The organism is Streptomyces sp. SS1-1 (assembly GCF_008973465.1).
Taxonomy (GTDB): domain Bacteria; phylum Actinomycetota; class Actinomycetes; order Streptomycetales; family Streptomycetaceae; genus Streptomyces.
Genome location: NZ_WBXN01000004.1, coordinates 568,598 through 588,047 on the forward strand (window position 1 = coordinate 568,598; position 19,450 = coordinate 588,047).

Below are 19,450 nucleotides of genomic sequence, written 5' to 3' on the forward strand. Positions count from 1 at the left end.
GATCAGCTCCTTCGCGGAGAGCACGGCCGCACCCGACAAGGGCATGACAAAGCAAGGCTCCTTGTGCGCACGCGCCGACGAGGTCGGCCACGGCGTGGGGGCGGCCGTGGTGGGGGGTGTAGAGTCACACTCAACCCCTTTGGTCTGTACCAGTCAAGGGTGTAGACCATTCAACTCGGCCGTGGGGAAGAGAAGTCGGCGTACGGCGGCTCAGGGCGCCGGCGCCAGTTCCCGGCGCCGGCGGGAGAGGTAGGCCCGTTCGGCGGGGCTCCCGGACAGCTCGACGGCTCGCTCGTAGGCGCGTACGGCCTCGTCGGTCCGGCCCAGGCGGCGCAGCAGGTCGGCGCGGACGGCGTGCAGGACCCGATAGCCGTCGAGGTCCAGGGAGTCCACCAGGGTGAGGGCCGCCGCCGGGCCCTCGGTCTCGGCGACCGCGACGGCACGGTTCAGCGCCACGACGGGGCTGGGTGCGACGGCCGTGAGCTGGTCGTAGAGCCGCAGGATCTGCCCCCAGTCCGTGTCCTCGGGGCGCGGCGCGTCGCTGTGCACGGCCTGGATGGCGGCCTGGATCTGGTACGGGCCCGGCCGGCCGCGCCGCAGGCACCGTCGTACCAGCGTCTGCCCCTGCGCGATCAGGGAGCGGTCCCAGCGGCGGCGGTCCTGTTCGGGGAGCGGCACGAGCGTGCCGTGCTCGTCCCGGCGGGCGGCCCGGCGGGACTCGACGAGGAGCATGAGGGCCAGCAGACCGGTGACCTCGGGCTCGTCCGGCATGAGGTCCGCCAGCAGCCGCCCGAGGCGCACGGCCTCCTCGCACAGCCCGGACTCCCCCTCGAAACCCTGGTTGAAGATCAGGTAGACGACCGCGAGCACGGCGGCGAGCCGGTCCGGCAGGTCGGCGTCGCGCGGCACCCGGTAGGGGATGCGGGCGTCGCGGATCTTCGCCTTGGCCCGCACCAGCCGCTGGGCCATCGTCGGTTCGGGCACGAGGAAGGCCCGGGCGATCTGCGCGGTGGTGAGCCCGCCGAGCAGGCGCAGGGTGAGGGCGACCCGGGCCGGCACGGCGAGGGCGGGATGGCAGCAGGTGAAGATCAGGCGGAGCCGTTCGTCGCGCACGGGGCCCTCCTCGGGCGGTGCGTCGGGGGCGTGCAGCAGGGCCGCCTGCGCGTGCCGCCCGTCCCGGGTGGCCTCGCGGCGCAGCCGGTCGATCGCGCGGTTGCGGGCGGTGGTGATGATCCAGCCCGCCGGGCTCGGCGGCACACCGGTGCGCGGCCACCGCTCCAGAGCGGTGGTGAAGGCGTCCTGGACCGCCTCCTCGGCGAGGTCGATGTCGCCGAGGAGGCGGACGAGGACCGCCACCGCGCGGCCGTACTCCGCGCGGAAGACGGTCTCGACGTCCGGTCCGCTCATCGGTCCCCGGCTTCGTCCACGAACGGCCGGACCTCGATGGGCAGGGTGGTGGCCAGAGCCAGCCGGCGGCCCCACTCCAGGGCGGCGTCCAGGTCGGGCGCCTGGATGAGACTGATGCCGCCGAGCATCTCCTTGCCCTCGGCGTACGGCCCGTCGGTGACGAGGACGTCGCCGTCGCGGGGCCGCAGCACCGTGGAGGACTCCGGGCCGTGCAGTCCCCCGGCGAACACCCACACCCCCGCCTCGCGCATGTCCCGGTCGACGGCGCCGACGTTCTTCTCGATCTCGGCCAGGACCTCCGGGGCGGGCGGCTCCCCGACCGGTTGCATCACATTGAGCAGGTAGTACTTCACGGCGGCCTCCAGTGGCGTCGTGGGCGACGTGGACGTCGTAGCGGTTCTCACCCTCTACACGAACGGCGCGCCCCCGGATCGACACCCCGCGCGATCCTGCCGCGAGAATTCTCCGCATGACCACCCTGGACCACCCGCTCGTCGACCGCGCCCGGCGTCTCGCCGCCGATCTGCTCGCCCCGCAGGCCGCGCGGGTCGACCAGGAGGGCGTGCCCGCGTCCCACATCGAGGCGATCCGGCGTTCCGGGCTGCTCGGGGTGAGCGCCCCGCGGGAGTACGGCGGCTGGGCCGCGCCCGCGGCGGTGGCCCGGCGCACCGCGGAGATCCTCGCGGGGGCCTGCTGCTCGACGTGGTTCGTGCAGACCCAGCACCACACACCGGTGGCGACGCTGGCGGCGAGCGAGGGCCCGGTGCGCGAGCGCCTGCTCGGCCCACTGGCCCGCGGGGAGCTGCTGTCGGGGGTGGCGTACGCGCATCTGCGGGCGTACCCGCGGACGCCGGTGCGGGTGACCGGGGAGCGCGGCGGGCTGCGCTTCGACGGGCGGGTGCCCTGGTACACCGGCTGGGGGCTCAACGACGTGATGCTGCTCGCCGGGATCGCGGAGGGCGGCGAGGCGGTGTTCGCGTTCACGGAGGCGAGGGAGCAGCCGGGGCTGCGGCCGTCGGCGCCGATGCGGCTCGCGGCGCTCACCGCTTCGCACACGGTCTCGCTGGAGCTGGACGGGCTGTGGCTGCCGCCCGAGTCGGTCGCGCTGCGCGTGCCGTACGAGGAGTGGGCGGTGAAGGACCGGGCGAAGGCGGTCAGCGCGTCCCCGGCGGTGTTCGGGATCACGGAGGCGGCGCTCGCGCTGCTGGACGACGAGGTGGCCGGGCCTCTGCGCGCCCGGCTGGGGACGGTTCGCGCGCGGGCCTATGAACTGGCCGACGCGCCCGGCACCGACGCGACCCTGGCGGAGCGGCTGGCGCTGCGGATCGACGCGGCCGAGCTGATGCGCACGGCCACGACCGCGGCGGTGGTCGCCGGCGGCGGACGCTCCCTCGCGCTGACCGGTACGGCGCAACGCCTCGCCCGGGAGGCCCTGTTCCTGCTGGTGCAGGGCCAGACGGCGGAGTCGCGCGGCGCCCATCTGGACGTGCTGACCTCGAAGGCGCCCTGAGCGGACCCCGGCCCCGGGGGCGGGCCGGAAGGGCTCAGTCGTCGTCGCCCACGGGGACGACGACGAGGAACGCGTCCGACTTCAGGTCCATGACGACCGTCGCGGGTTCGCCCTGGGCGCGGCGCTCGGCCGCGTACTCCTCCGCCGGCCACGATCCACGCGGAGACCCCGCCGGAAAACGCTCCAACACCTTCGCACCCATGGCGGCAGCCACCTCCACACCGTCTCCCACACGTCGAGCCCGGGCCGGATCGTCCTGTCCTGCCCGGTACACACCGTCTGCCCCCGGCCGCCCTGAGCATGTCCACGACTTCACCGGCCTCCGCCGTGTTCGCCCGTCCGGGGGTGTTTCGCCCGTCCGGGGGTGGGTCGTACCGCGCCCGCATCCCGGACGGCCCCCGGCGGGGAAGTCCTCATGAAGGCCCCGACAGGTGAGGACGACCGACGGCATGGAACGCGACGCGGCGGGTGAGGGAGTGCGGTGCCTGGTGACGGGCGCCACGGGATACATCGGCGGGCGCCTCGTGCCCGAACTGCTCGCCGCCGGGCACCGGGTGCGCTGCCTGGCCCGCTCACCGGAACGGCTGCGCGACCATCCGTGGGCCCCGGACGCGGAGGTGGTCCGCGGCGACGTCACGGACGCGGCGTCGGTGGCCCGTGCCATGGAGGGCGTCGACGTCGCCTACTACCTGGTGCACGCGCTGGGCACCGGCAAGGACTTCGAGGAGACCGACCGCAGGGCGGCCCGGACCTTCGCCGAGCAGGCCCGGGCCGCCGGCGTCCGGCGGATCGTCTACCTGGGCGGCCTCACCCCGGCCGGGGTGCCCGAGGACACGCTCTCCCCGCATCTGCGGTCGCGGGCGGAGGTCGGGCGCATCCTGCTCGACTCCCCCGTGCCGGCCACCGTGCTGCGGGCGGCCGTCATCATCGGCTCGGGCTCCGCCTCGTTCGAGATGCTGCGCTACCTCACCGAACGGCTGCCCGTGATGGTCACGCCGAGCTGGGTGCACACCCGTATCCAGCCGGTGGCCGTCCGGGACGTCCTGCGCGCCCTCGCCGGCAGCGCGCTGATGCCGCCGGACGTGAACCGGACGTTCGACATCGGCGGCCCGGACGTCCTGACGTACCGGGAGATGATGGTCCGGTACGCGCGGGTGGCCGGGCTGCCCCGCCGGGTCATCCTGCCGGTGCCCGTCCTCACCCCGGGGCTGTCCAGCCACTGGGTGGGCCTGGTGACGCCGGTGCCGTCCTCCATCGCCCGACCGCTGACCGAGTCGCTGCGGCACGAGGTGGTGTGCCGCGAGCACGACATCGCCCGCTACGTGCCCGATCCGCCGGGGCATCCGATCGGCTTCGACGAGGCGGTGCGGCTCGCGCTGCGGCGGGTGCGGGACGCGCGGGTGACGACCCGGTGGTCGTCGGCGTCGGTGCCCGGCGCGCCCAGCGACCCGCTGCCCACCGACCCCGACTGGGCGGGCGGCAGCCTCTACACGGATCACCGCGAACTCGTCGTGCACGCCTCGCCCGAGGCGCTGTGGCGGGTCGTCGAGGGCATCGGCGGGGAGAACGGCTGGTACTCGTTCCCGCTCGCCTGGGCGGTGCGCGGCTGGCTGGACCGGCTGGTGGGCGGGGTGGGGCTGCGCCGCGGGCGGCGGGACGCGGCACGGCTGCGGGTCGGTGACTCGCTGGACTTCTGGCGGGTCGAGGAGATCGAGCCGGGGCGGCTGCTGCGGCTGCGCGCGGAGATGCGGGTGCCGGGGCTGGCCTGGCTGGAGATGCGGGCGCTCACCGGCCCGGACGGCCGGACCCGCTACCGGCAGCGCGCCCTGTTCCATCCGCGCGGGCTGTTCGGCCACGCGTACTGGTGGAGCGTGTCGCCGTTCCACGCGATCGTGTTCGGCGGCATGGCCCGCAACATCGCCCGGGCGGCGGCCGCCTCGCCCCTGCCCGCGAAGACGGACCACGCGACCCACCCCTGAGCCGCGCGGACCCGTGCGTCCTGAGGCCGCCGCAGACTCGCGCCCGCGTACGTCCCGAAGCCCCCCGCCCCCCACCCGCACACCCCGCAGCCCGCCCCCGGAGTACCCCCATGAGCATCTCGGTCGTCCTGTTCACCAGCGACCTGCGTCTGCACGACCATCCGCCGTTGCGCGCGGCCCTGGACGGTACCGAGGGGGCCGTCCCTCTGTTCGTGCGCGACACGGCCGTCGACGCCGCCGGGTTCGCGGTGCCCAATCGGCTGGCGTTCCTCGCGGACTGTCTGCGTGATCTGGACGCCGGGCTGCGCGAGCGGGGCGGCCGGCTGGTCGTGCGCCGGGGTGACCTCGTCGAGCAGGTGTGCCGGGTGGTGACGGAGGCGGACGCCGACGAGGTGCACATGGCGTCCGACGTCAGCGCCCACGCCCAGCGCCGTGAGGAGCGGCTGCGCCGGGCACTGGAGGCGCAGGGGGTGCGGCTGCACGTGCACGACACGGTGACGACGGCCGTGGCCCCCGGCGCGGTCACCCCGGCGTCCTCCGACCACTTCGCCGTGTTCACGCCGTACCTGCGGCGCTGGTCCGACCACCGGCTTCGGGACCCGCTCGGCCCGCCGCGGGCGGTGCGGGTGCCGGGCGGGGTGGGGTCCGAGCCGCTGCCCGGGCGCGGTGGACTGTCCGGGCTGTCCGAAGGGCTCGCGGAGGGGGGTGAGAAGGAGGGCCGCCGGCGGCTCACGGCCTGGCTGCGCGGGGGCGTCGCGGCCTATGAGGACCGGCACGACGACCTCGCCGGTGACGCGACCTCCCGGCTCTCGCCGCATCTGCACTTCGGCACCCTCTCCCCCGTCGAGCTGGTCCACCGCGCCCGCCGGGAGGGTGGCGCGGGCGCGGACGCGTTCGTACGGCAGTTGGCGTGGCGCGACTTCCACCGGCAGGTCCTCGCCGCGCGGCCCGCCGCCGCCACCGACGACTACCGCACCCGCGGCGACCGCTGGCGGCCGGAGCAGGAGGCCGCGGCGGACATCGCCGCCTGGCGGGAGGGCCGTACCGGCTACCCGATCGTGGACGCGGCGATGCGCCAGCTGCGGCACGAGGGCTGGATGCACAACCGGGGCCGGCTGCTGACGGCGAGCTTCCTCACCAAGACGCTGTACGTGGACTGGCGGATCGGCGCCCGGCACTTCCTGGACCTGCTGGTCGACGGCGACCTGGCCAACAACCAGCTGAACTGGCAGTGGGTGGCCGGGACCGGCACCGACACCCGGCCCCACCGGGTCCTCAACCCCGTCCTGCAGGCCAAGCGGTACGACCCCGACGGCCGGTACGTCCGCCGCTGGGTGCCGGAGCTGGCGCAGGTCGAGGGGCCCAGGGTGCACGAACCGTGGCGGCTCGGCGACGACGACCGTGCCGCGCTCGGCTACCCGGCGCCGGTCGTCGGGCTCGGCGAGGGCCTGGAGCGCTTCCGGCGGGCGCGCGGCCGGTGAGGAGCCCGGCCCGGCCTCCGTCCACGCCCCCCGGCTACACATAAGGAAAAAATAAGCGCAGAATGGTTGAAGGTGGCTTCAACAGCACCCCGCTCATGGAGCGGTCAGGCCTGCGAGTCAAAGGAGACGAGTCATGGCCGACGTCTCGCACACCAGAGGTGACATAGCCAGCCATCCGGACGTATCCGAGATGCGGGACCGCTACGACCGCGTGCTCGGGGGCCGCGATGTGACGCTCCTGGACGGACCGGTGTTCCTGCTCGGTCTGTACTGCGCCGCGTCCCCCTGGATACTCCACTACACGACCAGCCAGCCCCCGCTGGTGACCCACAACCTGATCATGGGCATCGCCATCGGTCTGCTGGCCCTCGGATTCACCCGCGCTCCTGAGCGCATGTACGGCCTGAGCTGGGCCTTCTGCGCACTGGGCGTCTGGATGATCATCGCGCCGTGGATCGTCGGGGACAGCCCCGACGCGGGCGTGGTCGTGAACAACATCGTCATCGGCGCGCTGGCCGTGGTCCTCGGCCTGCTGTGCGCCGGCACGGCGGCGAGGAGCACCACCAGGTCGTAGCGCACGACGAACGGGCGTCGCCCGGGCCGGTCCGCTCGACGGACCGGCCTCCTCATGCCGATCGCCGCAAGCCTGTGCGACCGGATGAGGACTGTTCCCCGCTCCCGGGGGCACACGCTGTGACGCGGGCACAGTCCGCAGTGATGCGGGGATCGGAGAAGAGGAGCGAAATGGAGATCTCGGGGATCATCAGTGCCATCGTGATCGGCATTGTCATCGGTGTGCTCGGACGGCTCGTCGTACCGGGCCGGCAGCACATCGGCGTGCTGTGGACGATCCTCGTCGGCATCGTGGCCGCACTCATCGGGTCGGCGATCGCCGCCGGACTGGGCGTGAACGACACGGACGGCGTCGACTGGGTCGAGTGGCTCATCCAGATCGGTCTCGCGGCCGTGGGCGTCGCCGCCCTGGACCGTGCGAAGGCCCATCGCTGACACCCCGCGCGGGAACCCACCGCGCACCAGGCACAGGCCCGCGACCGGCACTCCGGTCGCGGGCCTTCGCGTGGGCGGACCCCTGTCCTCAGGGCGTGTGCACGTACGGCGTCGTCGTGGTCAGCGGCTCGAAGCCGAGGCGCTCCAGGACGGGACGGCTGGTGCTCATGGCGTCGACCTGGAGGTACCGGTAGCCCCGGTCCACCGCGAGCCGGGCGCGGTGCGCGACGAGAGCGCGGTAGATGCCACGGCTCCGCCAGCCCTCGACGGTCCCGCCGCCCCAGAGCCCGGCGAACCGGGTGCCGGGCACGAGTTCCATCCGCGCGGCGCTCACCGGCACCCCGTCGTCCGTCAGGGCGACCACGGCCGCCACGGTGTCCTCGCCGGTCGCGAGCTGCGCGAGGAGCTGGTGCCGGACGCGCGTGCCGTCGCCGCCGAACGCCGCGCGGTGCACCTCGGCGACGAGCTCGGCACCGGCCGCGTCGGTCACCGGGACGAGGCGGACACCGGCCGGGGGCAGGACGTCCAGGTCCAGGGCGGCGGCCTCCGCGATCATCACCGTCTCCTCCGGCTCGGCCGTGAAACCGGCGTCCCGGAGCCGCCGGCCCAGGTCGACGGGGCGGTCGTGGCCGTACAGCTTCCACTCGAATTCCAGCCCGAGCCCGTCGAAGTGGGCGATCTGCGCGGCGATCGCCGCGTCGGCCGTCGTCCCGTCCAGCGCCGACCACACGACGCCGTTCCACCCGTGGGCCGACGACACCTGGCGGACGACCGGGCCCACCCGCTCCACCACGGAGTCCGGGCCGTCCGGCCGCGCGTGCTCGCGCAGATCACGGTCGAACAGGGCGAGGACGGCGGCGGGATCCATGCGGTCACCTCAGCACCAACCCGGAGCGTGAGCAAGCGTTTTACGGCGTGACCGGAGGCGCGTGGGGAGCCGCCGCGCCACGGGCGCGTCCGTCGGCGACCATGGAGGGGCCGGAGGAACCGCACCTGGAGGAGGACCCGCACCATGGCCGTCGAGGACGCCGAACTGCCGTACCTGCGCCGCTGCGTCGAACTGGCCGCCGAGGCCCTGGACGCCGGGGACGAGCCCTTCGGCTCGGTCCTGGTGGCGGCGGACGGCACCGTACGGGCGGAGGACCGCAACCGGGTGGCCTCCGGGGACGGCACCCGGCACCCGGAGTTCGAGCTGGCGCGCTGGTCCGCCGCCCACCTGTCCCCGGAGGAACGGGCCGCGGCCACGGTGTACACCTCCGGCGAGCACTGCCCGATGTGTGCCGCCGCGCACGCCTGGGTGGGCCTCGGACGGATCGTGTACGTCGCCTCATCGGAGCAACTGAGCGGCTGGCTCACCGAGTTGGGTGTTCCCCCGGCGCCGGTGCGGCCGCTCCCCGTTCGTGAGGTGGCACCGGGGGTGACCGTCGAGGGGCCGGTGCCCGAGCTGACGCAGGACATCCGCGCCCTGCACCTGCGGTTCCACGGGCGCGCCGGCTGACAGCCCGTCCGCCCGAGATGCAGGCGCCGATCGGCGGTGCCTACGATCGAGGATGGGCACGGACCAGGTGGGGAGCCCGGTCTCCTCCGACGGTGCGGGGCGCCGGTCGTGGCCGTCGCCGCGGCGGCTGATGTGCGCCCTCCTCGTCCTCGTCGCGACGGCGACGGTCGTCTACATGACGGTCCCGGCGGCGCTCACCCCGGTCTGGGCGACGATCGGCCTGCTCGGCGTCGCCGCCATGCTGATCGGCGTCCATGTGAACCGGCCCGCCCACCGCTGGCCCTGGTGGGTCCTGGCCGCGGGGCTGCTCTGCTTCATCACGGGCGACACCTACTACAACGTGATGGAGACGTACTTCCACGTCGAGAACCCGTTCCCGTCCCCCGCCGACGCCTTCTACCTCGCGAACTACGTGCTGTTCGCCGTCGGCCTGTCCGGTCTCATCCGCTACCGCTGGACCGGGCACGACCTGCCCGGACTGGTGGACGCGCTCATCCTCACCGCCGGACTCGCGCTGCCCGTCTGGGTGTTCCTGGTCCAGCCGCTGACCGAGATCGACGGACTCACCTGGCAGCAGCGGGCGATCAGCATCGCCTACCCGCTCGGCGACGTGCTCGTCCTGGCCCTGCTCGCCCGGCTGCTGACCCCGAGCGCCGCCACCCGGCACAACGGGGCGCTGGCGCTGCTCGTCGTGGGCACCGTGACGCTGCTCGGCTTCGACATCGCCTACGGGATCATGCAGCTGCACGACGAGTGGCGGACCGGCACCCTGGTCGACGCCGGGTGGATCGTCTTCTACACGGCGTGGGGCCTGGCCGCGCTGCACCCCGCCATGGTGGAGCTGACCGCGGCGGAGCCGGTGCGCGAGTCCCTGCTCCCGCCGCCGCGCCGGCTGCTGCTCCTCGCGGTGGCCACGTTCGTCGCCCCGACGGTCCTGCTGATCGAGGGGCTGAAGGACAAGCCGCACGGCGTGCCGATCATCGCGGCGTTCTCGGGGACGCTGTTCCTGCTGGTCATCCTGCGTCTGGCCGGCATGGTGGTGGCCCATCGCCGGGCCGTGGAGCGGGAGCTGGCGCTGCGCGCGGCCGGTGCCTCGCTGGTGTCGGCGGTCCGGCAGGAGGAGGTCGTCCGCTCCTGCGAGGCGGCCGTCGACCGGCTCCTCGGCCCCGCCGTCCACCACCGCACCCTGCTGCTGCCGGCCGAGCGGACGTCGGCGCTCGCCCCGCGCCACGCCCGGCTGGTCCCCACCGACAGCCTGGAACCCGAGGTCACGGCCCGTCTGGACGGTCTTACATCCGCCCTAGTCTGCCCGATGGTGCCGCCGGACCGGCCGGCGGGCGACATACCGGGGGTGCTGCTGGTGGCGGGGCCTCCCGCGCGGCTCAACGAGACCCGGAGCTCGCTGGAGATCCTCGCCTCGCACGCGGGCCTCGCCAAGGAGCGGGTGGTGCTGCGCCAGGAGGTCATCCGGCGGGAGAGCGAGGCGTACTTCCGCACGCTGGTGCGCAACGCGTCCGACGTCATCCTGATCCTGGAGGACGACGACGTCGTCCGGTACGCCAGCCCGTCCGCCGCCACCGTGTTCGGCAGCTCGGACCTGGTGGGGCGGACGCTGCCGGAGCTGGTGGACCCCCGTGACCGGCTGCGGGCGGCCCGGCAGCTCGCGGCGGTCCGCGAGATCGGGCCGCGGGCCACCCACGACCACTGGTGGGTACGGCATCCGGACGGGCAGGTCGAGGTGGAGGTGCGGTGCAGCGACTTCCGTGACGAACGCACGGTCGCCGGTCTGGTGGTCACCCTGCGGGACGTCACCGAGCAGCGGCGGCTGCAGCACGAGCTGACCGAGCGCGCCTTCCACGACTCGCTGACCGGGCTGCCGAACCGGACGCTGCTGCTCGAGCGGATCGAGCGGGCCCTGCTGCGGGGCCGCCGCGAGGCGTCGCTGACCTGTCTGCTCTTCATCGACCTCGACGACTTCAAGCTGGTCAACGACACCCTCGGGCACTCGGCGGGCGACCATCTGCTCAAGGACGTCGGGATACGGCTGTCGCGGACGCTGCGCCGCACCGACACCGCGGCCCGGCTCGGCGGCGACGAGTTCGCCGTCCTGATGGAGGACGCGCGGCAGCCGCTCGACGCGGAACTGCTGGCCGCGCAGGTGATCCAGACCCTGAGCCGGCCCTTCGCGCTGGGCGGCGAGTCCGTGACCGTGGCGGCGAGCGTCGGGGTGGCCACAGCACGGGACAGCACGGACGCCGACGAGTTGCTGGGCCACGCCGATCTGGCGCTGTACGCGGCGAAGGCGGCGGGGAAACGGCAGTGGCGCCGCTTCCGGCCCCTGCTGCACAGCCGCATGATCGAACGGCACGATCTGCAGAGCCGGCTCGCCCGGGCGGTCGCCGCGCAGGAGTTCGCGGTGCGCTACCAGCCCGTCGTGGACATCACCGCGGGCGAGGTCGTCGGCTTCGAGGCGCTGGCCCGCTGGCCGGGCACCGCGCAGCGGCCGGTCACCCCGGAGCAGTTCATCAGCCTGGCCGAGGAGACCGGGCACATCGGCGCGCTCGGCTCCTGGGTGCTGGAGCAGGCGGCCCGGGACATCGCGGGGCTGCAGGAGGAGCGGGTGCCCGGGCGGCCCCCGTACGTCAGCGTCAACGTCTCCGCCCGGCAGTTCCGCGACAACGGGTTCGTGCCGCAGGTCGACCAGGCGCTGCGGACGCCGGGGCTCGCGCCGGGCAGTCTCCAGCTGGAGCTGACGGAGACGGTGCTGCTGCGCCGGGACACGCAGGTCCAGGCGATGCTGCGGTCCCTGAAGGATCTGGGGGTGCACATCGCGGTCGACGACTTCGGCACCGGCTTCTCGTCGCTGCGGTACCTGCGGGACTTCCCCGTCGACGTCCTGAAGATCGACAAGTCCTACATCGACGACATCCCGCGCGACGCCCAGCAGGTGGCGCTCGTCGAGGGCATCGTGCACATCGCGGACACCCTGGGGCTCCAGGTGATCGCCGAGGGCATCGAGGAGCCCGAGCAGCGGGACCTGCTGGCCGGGATGGGCTGCCGGTTCGGGCAGGGCTACCTGTTCGCCCGGCCGATGACGCTGGAGCAGAGCCGGCAGGCGCTGCGCCGCGACGGGGGCCGGTCCGCACCGGGGACCGGCGAGCGGCGCCGCGACGGCGACCGCCGGACCCTGCCGGCGCGCGGCAGACGGGCCGCGCGGGAGGCCGACCTGGACCGGCTGCGCCGCACCAGCCCGATGACGGACGCCGTCCTGGACGAGGTCCGCGGCCGGCACATCCGCAGCCGGGGCCACTGGCTGATCGACTTCGCGTCCTGCAACTACCTCGGCTTCGACTGGGACCCGGAGATCGCCGCCACCATCGACCCGGCCGTGCAGGAGTGGGGCACGCACCCCAGCTGGTCCCGGCTGCTGGGCAGCCCCCGGCTGTACCCGCGGATCGAGGAGCGGCTGGCGGAGCTGCTCGGCGCCCCGGACACCCTGCTGCTGCCGACGCTGACGATCATCCACACCTCGGTGATCCCGGCCCTCGCCGACGACGGGTACGTCTTCGTGGAGGCGACCGCGCACCGCACGATCTACGACGGCTGCACGGTGGCCCGGGGCCAGGGCGCGACCCTGCGCCGCTTCCACGCCGAACGCCCCGAGGAGCTGGACCAGCTGCTGGCCGCGGCCCCGGCGAGCGCGCCCCGGCTGGTCTGCCTGGACGGGGTCAACAGCATGACCGGCAACATCCCCGACCTGCCCGCGCTGGCCTCCGTCACCCGCACGCACGGGGCCACGCTGTACGTCGACGACGCGCACGGCTTCGGTGTCATCGGCGAACGCTCCCCCGCCGAGCCGTGCCCGTACGGCGTGCGGGGCAACGCGGTGGTGCGGCACACCGGCGAGTCGTACGACGGTGTCGTCCTGGCCGGCGGGTTCTCCAAGGCGTACTCGTCGCTGCTGGCCTTCCTGGCGCTGCCGACCGAGCTGAAGAACCGGCTGAAGACGGCCGCCGCCCCCTATCTCTACTCGGGTCCCTCCCCCACGGCGTCGCTGGCGACCGCGCTCGCCGGGCTCGATGTGAACGAGCGGCGCGGTGACGCCCTGCGGGCCGACCTGTTCCGCCTGACCGCCCGGGTCCTGGACCATCTGGACGCGCTGGGCGTGCGCACCCTGAACAGCGACCGGCTGCCGATCGTGGAGGTGCCGCTCACCGACCCGTCCGACCTGGAGCAGGTCGCGCGGTTCCTGTGGCAGGAGGGGATCTATGTGACGGTGGCCGCCTATCCGCTGGTTCCCCGTGACCGGGTCGGCTTCCGTGTCCAGCTCACGGCGCTGCACACGGACGAGGACATCGACCGGCTGAACGACGTCCTCACCCGGCTCGCCGCGCGCTACCCGCTGCGTCCGAAGGACTGAGCCGAACATGACCACGCACAACGACGACGTGGACTGGGACCGCTGGCCGGTGGTCGACTACCTGGCGGAGAACTACCGCGAGGTGCATCCCTGCGACGCGGCGGTCATCGCGCATCACTCGGCGTTCTACCGCGGGCTCCCGCCCGGCTCCCTCGGGCGCTCCGTCGAGTTCGGCGCGGGACCGAACGTGTATCCGCTGATCCTGGCGGCCGCGGCGAGCCGCCGGGTGGAGGCGGTGGAGGCGGGCGCGGGCAACGTGGCCTATCTGGAGCAGCAGATCCTGGACGGCCCGGACGCCAGCTGGCTGCCGTTCCACGAGCTGTGCCGGCGCCTGAATCCGGCGCTGCCCGCGACGCTGGCCGGGGCGCTGGCGCCGGTGCACGTGGTCCACGCCGACGTGCGGGATCTGCCGCCCGGCCACTACGAGCTGGCGTCCATGCACTTCGTCGCGGAGGGCGCCACGGAGGACCGCGCCGAGTTCGCCGCGTTCTGCCGGACGTTCGTGCGCTGTGTGGCGCCGGGCGGGTATCTGGTGGCGGCGTTCATGGAGAACATGCCGACGTACCGGATCGGCCCGGCCTCGCGCTGGCCGGGCTGCCCGGTGGACCCGGACATCGTCACGGCGGTGTTCGCGCCCCTCACCCGGGAGCTGTCCGTCACCCGCATCGACGCCGACCCGACGCTCCCGGACTACGGCGACTCGGGCATGGTGCTGCTGGCGGGGCGGGCGCGCTAGCCGAGCTCCAGGGTCGTGACGCCGAAGACCCGGTCGTGGGCGTACGGCCGGACCGGGCCGGTGTACATGCGGGCCGTCTCGAAGGACGGGGTGAAGCCGGCCGCCCGGACCAGGGCGACGCCGGCCGGGTTGGTCTCGGGCACGTCGACGGCGACCTCCCGGCCGCCGGTGTGGGTGGTCAGCGCGTCGAACAGGGCCCGGGCGTCCTCGGGGCCGTCGGCGAAGAGCGGGCCGATGCGCGAGCCGTCGTGTCCGGGCCGGACGACGCCGTAGCCGGTGACGCGGGCGCCGGAGCGGCGGACGACGGCATGGTGGCCGGGGGCGCCGAGCCAGTGCCGCAGGAAGCGGGGCCGGTCGGCGGGGGTGCACCGCGCGTCGTACGCGGCGATGTCCGCGAAGTCCTCGCGGCGGACGGGGTGGACTCCGGCCGGCGGAGCGGTGGTGGGGGCGACGCCGGTCCAGCGGGCGGTGCGGTGGGCGTGCGTGAAGCCGGAGCGGCGGTAGTTGTCCTGCTGGGCGACGACGCCGTCGAGGCCGACCGTGCGGTTCCCGGCGTGGGCGAGGGCGGTGTTCCAGGTGGCCAGGCCGAGGCCGCGGCCGCGCAGGTCGGGGCGGACCAGGTAGCAGCCGAGGAACGCGTAGTCGGGGCCGTAGGTGACGACGGAGATCGCGGAGACGGGCTCGCCGTCGATCCGGCCGAGGAAGAAGCCGTCCGGGTCCTGGGCGAAGAACGCCGGTCCGTCGGACGTCCCCGGGTTCCAGCCCTCGGCGGCGGCCCATCCGCTGATGACCGGCCAGTCCTCCGGTCCGGCCCGGCCGACGACGAGGTCCGTGGGGGCCGCGAGGGCCATGGGGCGCTCCGTTCGGTGGGGGTGCGGGTCACGCGGCATCCTCGCGGATCTCCGGGGCGGCGGTCACGACATGATCAAGCCGTTGCCGGGGCCGGCGGCGCGTCGGGCGTCCGTGTGTTCGCACGCCATGACGCCCGGAAGGCCCCACCGCTCGAGTCCAGCGGGTGGGGCCTTCACGCGATGCCTGACGACGAGGTCAGCGCACCGCCTGGGTACGGAACCGGCGGTAGAGGACGGCGCCGCCGAGGATGAGCGCCGAGGCGCCCGCCGCGAGCGGGGCGGTCGCGTCCGCGCCCGTGTGGGCGAGGACCGGTCCGGCCTCCTCGTGCGGCACGTGCACGGGCGGCACCGACCGCGGCTTGGGCGCGCGCGGCTTCGCCTTCTCGGGCGCCGGCAGCGTGGTCGCCGGCGTGTCCTCGCCGGAGACGTTCGCCGACTCGTTCTCGATCGCGGCGTTGCCGACACCGATCACGTTCACGCTGTTGCCCGTGACGTTGACCGGCACGTGCACCGGGAGCTGGACGACGTTGCCGGAGCCGATGCCGCCGGACTCCGTCGAGACGCCCTCCGCCTTCGCCCCGCTCACGGAGGACGTGGCGGACGTGGCCTCCTCCTTCTTGCTGTCGCTCTTGGCGCCCGCGTCCTCGTTGACGCAATTGTTGCCGATGGCGGGGTTCAGCAGCCCCACCACGTTCACGGTGTTCCCGCACACGTTCACCGGTACGTGCACCGGAACCTGGACGGTGTTCCCGGAGAGCACTCCGGGCGAGTCGGCCGCGGCACCGTCCGCCGCGGAGTCGGCGTAAGCCGGGAACGTCACGGCCATCGCGCCCGAGGCGGCAGCGATGGCGATCACACCGTTTCGGGTAACCCGTCTCATAGGGTCCCTGCCTTCCAGACATGGTCACGAGCACTCGCCCGCACCGGATAAAACGCGAGCGATCCATCCGAGTTATGGCTTATCGGCCATTCACCCCATCGAGTGCAGGGTTGTCGAACTAGTGGTAAAAAGTCCGATCACTGCACATGTCGCCCGGTCGGCGGGGGTCCCTGTCCGCCGTTCGTGCGGAGGCGTGCCTTCCGGGTGCCGCTTATCGTGAGCCGAGGACGCCGCTTCCCGGCCCGCGACGGGCGTCCCTGGAGGCCTCGATGCCGGCAAAGCTGTCAACGCGCCCCACCCTGTGGCGCGGCGCCGCCGTCACCTGCGCGGTCGGACTGGCCGTGATCGGCACGGGTCTGCCGACGGGCAGGCCGTCCGAGCCCGCCGTGTCCCGCTTCTACGACCAGAAGGTGTCCTGGGGCAAGTGCCCGGGCGAGGGCATGCCCAAGGACATGCAGTGCGGCAAGGTCACCGTGCCGCTCGACCACGACCACCCCCGCGACGGGACACTCGAACTGGCGCTCGCCCGTTATCGAGCGACGGGCCACCGCAAGGGGTCGGTGCTGGTGAACTTCGGCGGACCGGGCGGTGCGGGCGTCCCTCAGTTCGCGGGCGCCGGCAAGGAGTTCATGAGCCTCACGGACGACTACGACATCGTGACGTTCGATCCACGCGGGGTCGGCCGCTCCTCACCGGTCAGCTGCGGCGACGGCAAGGAGCAGATCGACCTCCCGGACGATCCGGCGGAAGTCCGGCGCGATCCGCAGGGCGTCCTCGACAGGCTCCGCGACGCCGCGGCCGCCTGCGCCCGGCACTCGGGCCCGGTCCTGCCGCACATAGGAACCGTCGACGCCGCGCGCGACCTGGACGTGATGCGCGCGGCGCTCGGCGACAGGAAGCTCAACTACCTCGGGTTCTCCTACGGGACACGGCTCGGCGCGGTGTACGCCGCCCAGTTCCCGGACAAGGTGGGCCGGTTGGTGCTCGACGGCGTGGACACCCTCACCGAGCCGCTGACCGAGCAGGGGGTGGCGGGGGCCGAGGGGCAGCAGAAGGCCCTGGACGAGTTCACCGACTGGTGCGCCGAGGACGTCGCGTGTCCGTTCGGGCGTGACGCGCGCCAGGCCCGCCGTTACGTCGTGATGCTCGTCGACTCGCTGGACAAGGACCCGGTGCCCTCGGTCTTCGGCGAGCCGTTCACCGGGCAGGACCTGGTCGCCGCGGTGAGCAGTGCCCTGTACAGCAAGGAGCTGTGGCCCTCCCTGGAACGCGCCCTGGCCACCCTGGTCGAGGACGGCAGCACCCACGCCATCGAGGCGTTCGCCGGGGGCGGGGGCTCCCCCGCGCGGCGGGCGAAGGCCGGCGACGGCGGCCTGGTCGACGCGGAGGACGTCCCGCTCGACAACCCCGCCGCGGCCATGATGGCGATCAACTGCGCCGACGACCCCGACCGCCCCACCGGCCGGGAGATCACCGACGGCCTGGACCGGCTGCGCGCCCGGTACGAGGAGGCCTCCCCGGTCTTCGGCCGGCAGCGGCTGAACGAGGTGCTGATGTGCTACGGCCGCCCCGCCGGCACGGATTTCATCCGCGAGGACGTCAAGGACCTGGACACGCCGAAGATGCTGCTCGTGGGCACCCGCGGCGACCCGGCGACGCCGTACCGCTGGACCATGGAGACCGCGCGGCGGCTCGGCTCCTCCGCCGTGGTGCTGGACAACAAGGGCAGCGGGCACACCGGTTACGCCTCCTCCAAGTGCGTGCACGGCAAGGTCGACGCGTTCCTGCTGTACGGCACGCTGCCGCCGGACGGCAGTTCGTGCGCGCCCGACGAGGACCGGCGGTAGCCCTCCGACCAGGTGAGGAATTGCCCCAAATGCCCTAACGGCGAATCGGACCTATCGTCTTCTTATGGAGCACGCACTGAGTCCCAGCACCCTGTCCGAGCTGCGGCGTCCGCGCCCCTACCCGGCCGTGTCCGTGCTGACGCCCACCCATCGCCGCGAGCCCTACCGGGCCCAGGACCAGGTCCGGCTGCGCAATGTCGTGGCCGAGGCCAAGAAGCAGCTGGAGACCGATCCGTCGGTGACCCGGGAGCGCCGGGCGGAGGTCGAGCGGGAACTCGACCAGGCCCTCGCCGAGGTGGACCTCACGTACGCCGAGGACGGCCTGGTGATCTTCGCGGCGCCCGGCGAGCACCAGGTGTGGTCGCTCGCCCGGTCCGTGCCCGAGCGCGTGGTGCTCTCGGACACCTTCCTCACGCGCAACCTGGTCTCCGCGCAGGCGGCCGAACGGCCGTACTGGGTCTGCTCGGTCGCCGCCGACCGCGTCACCCTGTGGACCGGCACCCTGGACCGCATCACCGAGGCCAGGACCGGCGGCTTCCCCCTCACCCGGCGCCCGGAGAACTTCGACGCCGAGCGGCGCGAGCGGATCGGCGACACGCCGAGCACCTTCCGCGACGAGGACACCCGGCACTTCCTCAAGGACGCCGACTCCGCGCTGAGCGCGCTCGTGCGGCGCCACCCCCGGCGCCTGTACGTCACCGGCGAACCGGCGGCGCTGTCCCTGCTGGACGAGATCGGCGGGGCCGCGAAGCTCGCCGTGCACATCCCGCACGGGGGTCTGGCGCACGGGACACGGGACGCGGTGTGGCACGCGGTGGCGCCCCGGATCACGGCCGACCTGCGGGAGAGCACGGACGAGGTGATGCGGGAACTCGTCGCGGCCCGGGGGCGCAAGGCGTACGCGGCCGGTGTCGACGAGGTCTGGCAGAGCGCCCGGGAGGGCCGGGTGCGGATGCTGGCCGTCGAGGAGAACTTCCGGATGACGGTCCGCGGCGACGAGGGCGGCCATCTGATCCCGGCGGCGGCCGGCGAACTCGACGCCCGCGAGGACATCGTGGACGAGATCGTCGAGCAGTGCCTGGAGACCGGCGCCGACGTCCGGTTCGTCCCGGACGGCACCCTGGACGACGCCGAGCGGATCGCGGGCGTGCTGCGCTACTGAACGAGGGGGCGACGAGGAGGTACGGCCACGGTCGGCCTCCTCGTCGTGCCGCCGGCGCCCCCTTCGGGTCACACGCCGTCGAAGAGGGCGCTCAGACCGCGCTCCACGGCCTCGCCCAGGTCCTCCTCGCCCGGCGCGACCACGGCGCATGTCCGCAGCAGGAAGCGTTCGAGGGCGGGCGTGTCGAACTGGAGCAGCGCCATGCCGTGCGGGGAGTGCAGTTCGACGACCGTGCGCTCGCGGCCGCAGGGCCAGACGCGCACGTCGCCGTCCCCGGCCGGCCCGCGCAGACCGGCGTCCAGCAGTGCGCGGGCGAAGGTCCAGAGGGCGCCCCGGCCGTCGAGGGAGACCTCGCCCGGGAAGTCGAGGTGCACCGCCAGCGGGTCCGAGGACCGGTACCGCAGGGTGGCGGGGACGGGGAGTTCGCGCTCCTCGCCGGTGATCAGACGGGCGTGGGCGGGCTGCTCCAGGGCGATCTCCATGGGCACTCTCCCCTGTGTCGGCGGCGGTGATTTTTGCGGCTTGCTTTTATGAGCCCGCATTCACCTTTCGCATGACACTTGTGCGCGGATTCTTTTTGTGAGCTGCGTCACTTCGGTGAAGGCGCAACCATCCGGCACAGAGCCACCGGCCCACCCCGCTAGAACACTTGCCCGTCGAACGTGCACATG

At 73.6% G+C, this 19,450-nt stretch carries 17 protein-coding genes; 10 read left to right on the top strand and 7 right to left on the bottom strand.

Annotated features, from left to right (window positions below; all coding sequences use genetic code 11):
• Positions 1-210 precede the first annotated feature (210 nt).
• On the bottom strand, positions 211-1,407 hold the full coding sequence (locus tag F8R89_RS03605; protein ID WP_151782574.1) for an RNA polymerase sigma factor: 1,197 nt from the start codon (positions 1,405-1,407) through the stop codon (positions 211-213).
• Positions 1,404-1,760 carry a YciI family protein gene (locus F8R89_RS03610; protein WP_151782575.1) on the bottom strand — a complete coding sequence of 119 codons (357 nt, stop codon included), beginning with the start codon at positions 1,758-1,760 and terminating at the stop codon, positions 1,404-1,406. Before F8R89_RS03610 ends, F8R89_RS03605 begins: the two co-directional genes overlap by 4 nt.
• 116 nt (positions 1,761-1,876) lie before the next feature.
• On the opposite strand from F8R89_RS03610, the gene F8R89_RS03615 reads away from it, so the two are divergent.
• A complete protein-coding gene (locus tag F8R89_RS03615) occupies positions 1,877-2,917 on the top strand; it encodes an acyl-CoA dehydrogenase family protein (RefSeq protein WP_151782576.1) in 1,041 nt (346 codons plus the stop codon).
• Between the two features lie 34 nt (positions 2,918-2,951).
• On the opposite strand, the gene F8R89_RS36105 is transcribed toward F8R89_RS03615, so the two are convergent.
• On the bottom strand, positions 2,952-3,119 hold the full coding sequence (locus F8R89_RS36105; RefSeq protein ID WP_192806036.1) for a hypothetical protein: 168 nt from the start codon (positions 3,117-3,119) through the stop codon (positions 2,952-2,954).
• Between the two features lie 247 nt (positions 3,120-3,366).
• Between F8R89_RS36105 and F8R89_RS03620 the strand changes: the two genes are divergently transcribed.
• The 4 genes from F8R89_RS03620 to F8R89_RS03635 all read left to right on the top strand — a co-directional run bounded on the left by F8R89_RS03620 (position 3,367) and on the right by F8R89_RS03635 (position 7,385).
• Positions 3,367-4,896 carry an SDR family oxidoreductase gene (locus F8R89_RS03620; RefSeq protein ID WP_151787983.1) on the top strand — a complete coding sequence of 510 codons (1,530 nt, stop codon included), beginning with the start codon at positions 3,367-3,369 and terminating at the stop codon, positions 4,894-4,896.
• A 110-nt stretch (positions 4,897-5,006) separates the two neighbouring features.
• Positions 5,007-6,377, top strand: coding sequence for a cryptochrome/photolyase family protein (locus tag F8R89_RS03625; protein ID WP_151782577.1), 1,371 nt, complete (start codon positions 5,007-5,009; stop codon positions 6,375-6,377).
• Between the two features lie 133 nt (positions 6,378-6,510).
• Positions 6,511-6,951 carry an SPW repeat protein gene (locus F8R89_RS03630; protein ID WP_151782578.1) on the top strand — a complete coding sequence of 147 codons (441 nt, stop codon included), beginning with the start codon at positions 6,511-6,513 and terminating at the stop codon, positions 6,949-6,951.
• 170 nt (positions 6,952-7,121) lie between these two features.
• Entirely contained in the window at positions 7,122-7,385 is a 264-nt protein-coding gene (locus tag F8R89_RS03635) for a GlsB/YeaQ/YmgE family stress response membrane protein (protein WP_151782579.1), read from the top strand.
• A gap of 88 nt (positions 7,386-7,473) precedes the next feature.
• Here F8R89_RS03635 and F8R89_RS03640 read toward each other — a convergent pair whose 3' ends face one another.
• On the bottom strand, positions 7,474-8,253 hold the full coding sequence (locus F8R89_RS03640; RefSeq protein WP_151782580.1) for a GNAT family N-acetyltransferase: 780 nt from the start codon (positions 8,251-8,253) through the stop codon (positions 7,474-7,476).
• A gap of 144 nt (positions 8,254-8,397) precedes the next feature.
• On the opposite strand from F8R89_RS03640, the gene F8R89_RS03645 reads away from it, so the two are divergent.
• The 3 genes from F8R89_RS03645 to F8R89_RS03655 all read left to right on the top strand — a co-directional run bounded on the left by F8R89_RS03645 (position 8,398) and on the right by F8R89_RS03655 (position 14,039).
• Entirely contained in the window at positions 8,398-8,883 is a 486-nt protein-coding gene (locus F8R89_RS03645; RefSeq protein ID WP_151782581.1) for a nucleoside deaminase, read from the top strand.
• Positions 8,884-9,013: 130 nt separating this feature from the next.
• The gene (locus F8R89_RS03650; RefSeq protein WP_151787984.1) at positions 9,014-13,303 is read left to right on the top strand and encodes an aminotransferase class I/II-fold pyridoxal phosphate-dependent enzyme; all 4,290 of its coding nucleotides are present in this window, start codon (positions 9,014-9,016) and stop codon (positions 13,301-13,303) included.
• Between the two features lie 7 nt (positions 13,304-13,310).
• Entirely contained in the window at positions 13,311-14,039 is a 729-nt protein-coding gene (locus F8R89_RS03655) for a class I SAM-dependent methyltransferase (RefSeq protein WP_151782582.1), read from the top strand.
• Here F8R89_RS03655 and F8R89_RS03660 read toward each other — a convergent pair.
• Positions 14,036-14,890: a GNAT family N-acetyltransferase gene (locus tag F8R89_RS03660; RefSeq protein ID WP_151782583.1), complete on the bottom strand. Its 855-nt coding sequence runs from the start codon at positions 14,888-14,890 to the stop codon at positions 14,036-14,038. The two genes, F8R89_RS03655 and F8R89_RS03660, sit on opposite strands and share 4 nt — an antisense overlap.
• A 196-nt stretch (positions 14,891-15,086) precedes the next feature.
• Positions 15,087-15,770, bottom strand: coding sequence for a chaplin (locus tag F8R89_RS37220; protein WP_151782584.1), 684 nt, complete (start codon positions 15,768-15,770; stop codon positions 15,087-15,089).
• Between the two features lie 269 nt (positions 15,771-16,039).
• Here F8R89_RS37220 and F8R89_RS03670 point away from each other — a divergent pair, with 269 nt between their 5' ends.
• Positions 16,040-17,617 (top strand): alpha/beta hydrolase, encoded by a 1,578-nt coding sequence (locus F8R89_RS03670; RefSeq protein ID WP_151782585.1) that lies wholly within the window; start codon positions 16,040-16,042, stop codon positions 17,615-17,617.
• A gap of 64 nt (positions 17,618-17,681) precedes the next feature.
• A complete protein-coding gene (locus F8R89_RS03675; RefSeq protein WP_151782586.1) occupies positions 17,682-18,779 on the top strand; it encodes a chemotaxis protein in 1,098 nt (365 codons plus the stop codon).
• Positions 18,780-18,847: 68 nt separating this feature from the next.
• Here F8R89_RS03675 and F8R89_RS03680 read toward each other — a convergent pair whose 3' ends face one another.
• Complete coding sequence (locus tag F8R89_RS03680) at positions 18,848-19,261, bottom strand: SsgA family sporulation/cell division regulator (protein WP_151782587.1); 414 nt, start codon at positions 19,259-19,261, stop codon at positions 18,848-18,850.
• Positions 19,262-19,450: the final 189 nt, after the last annotated feature.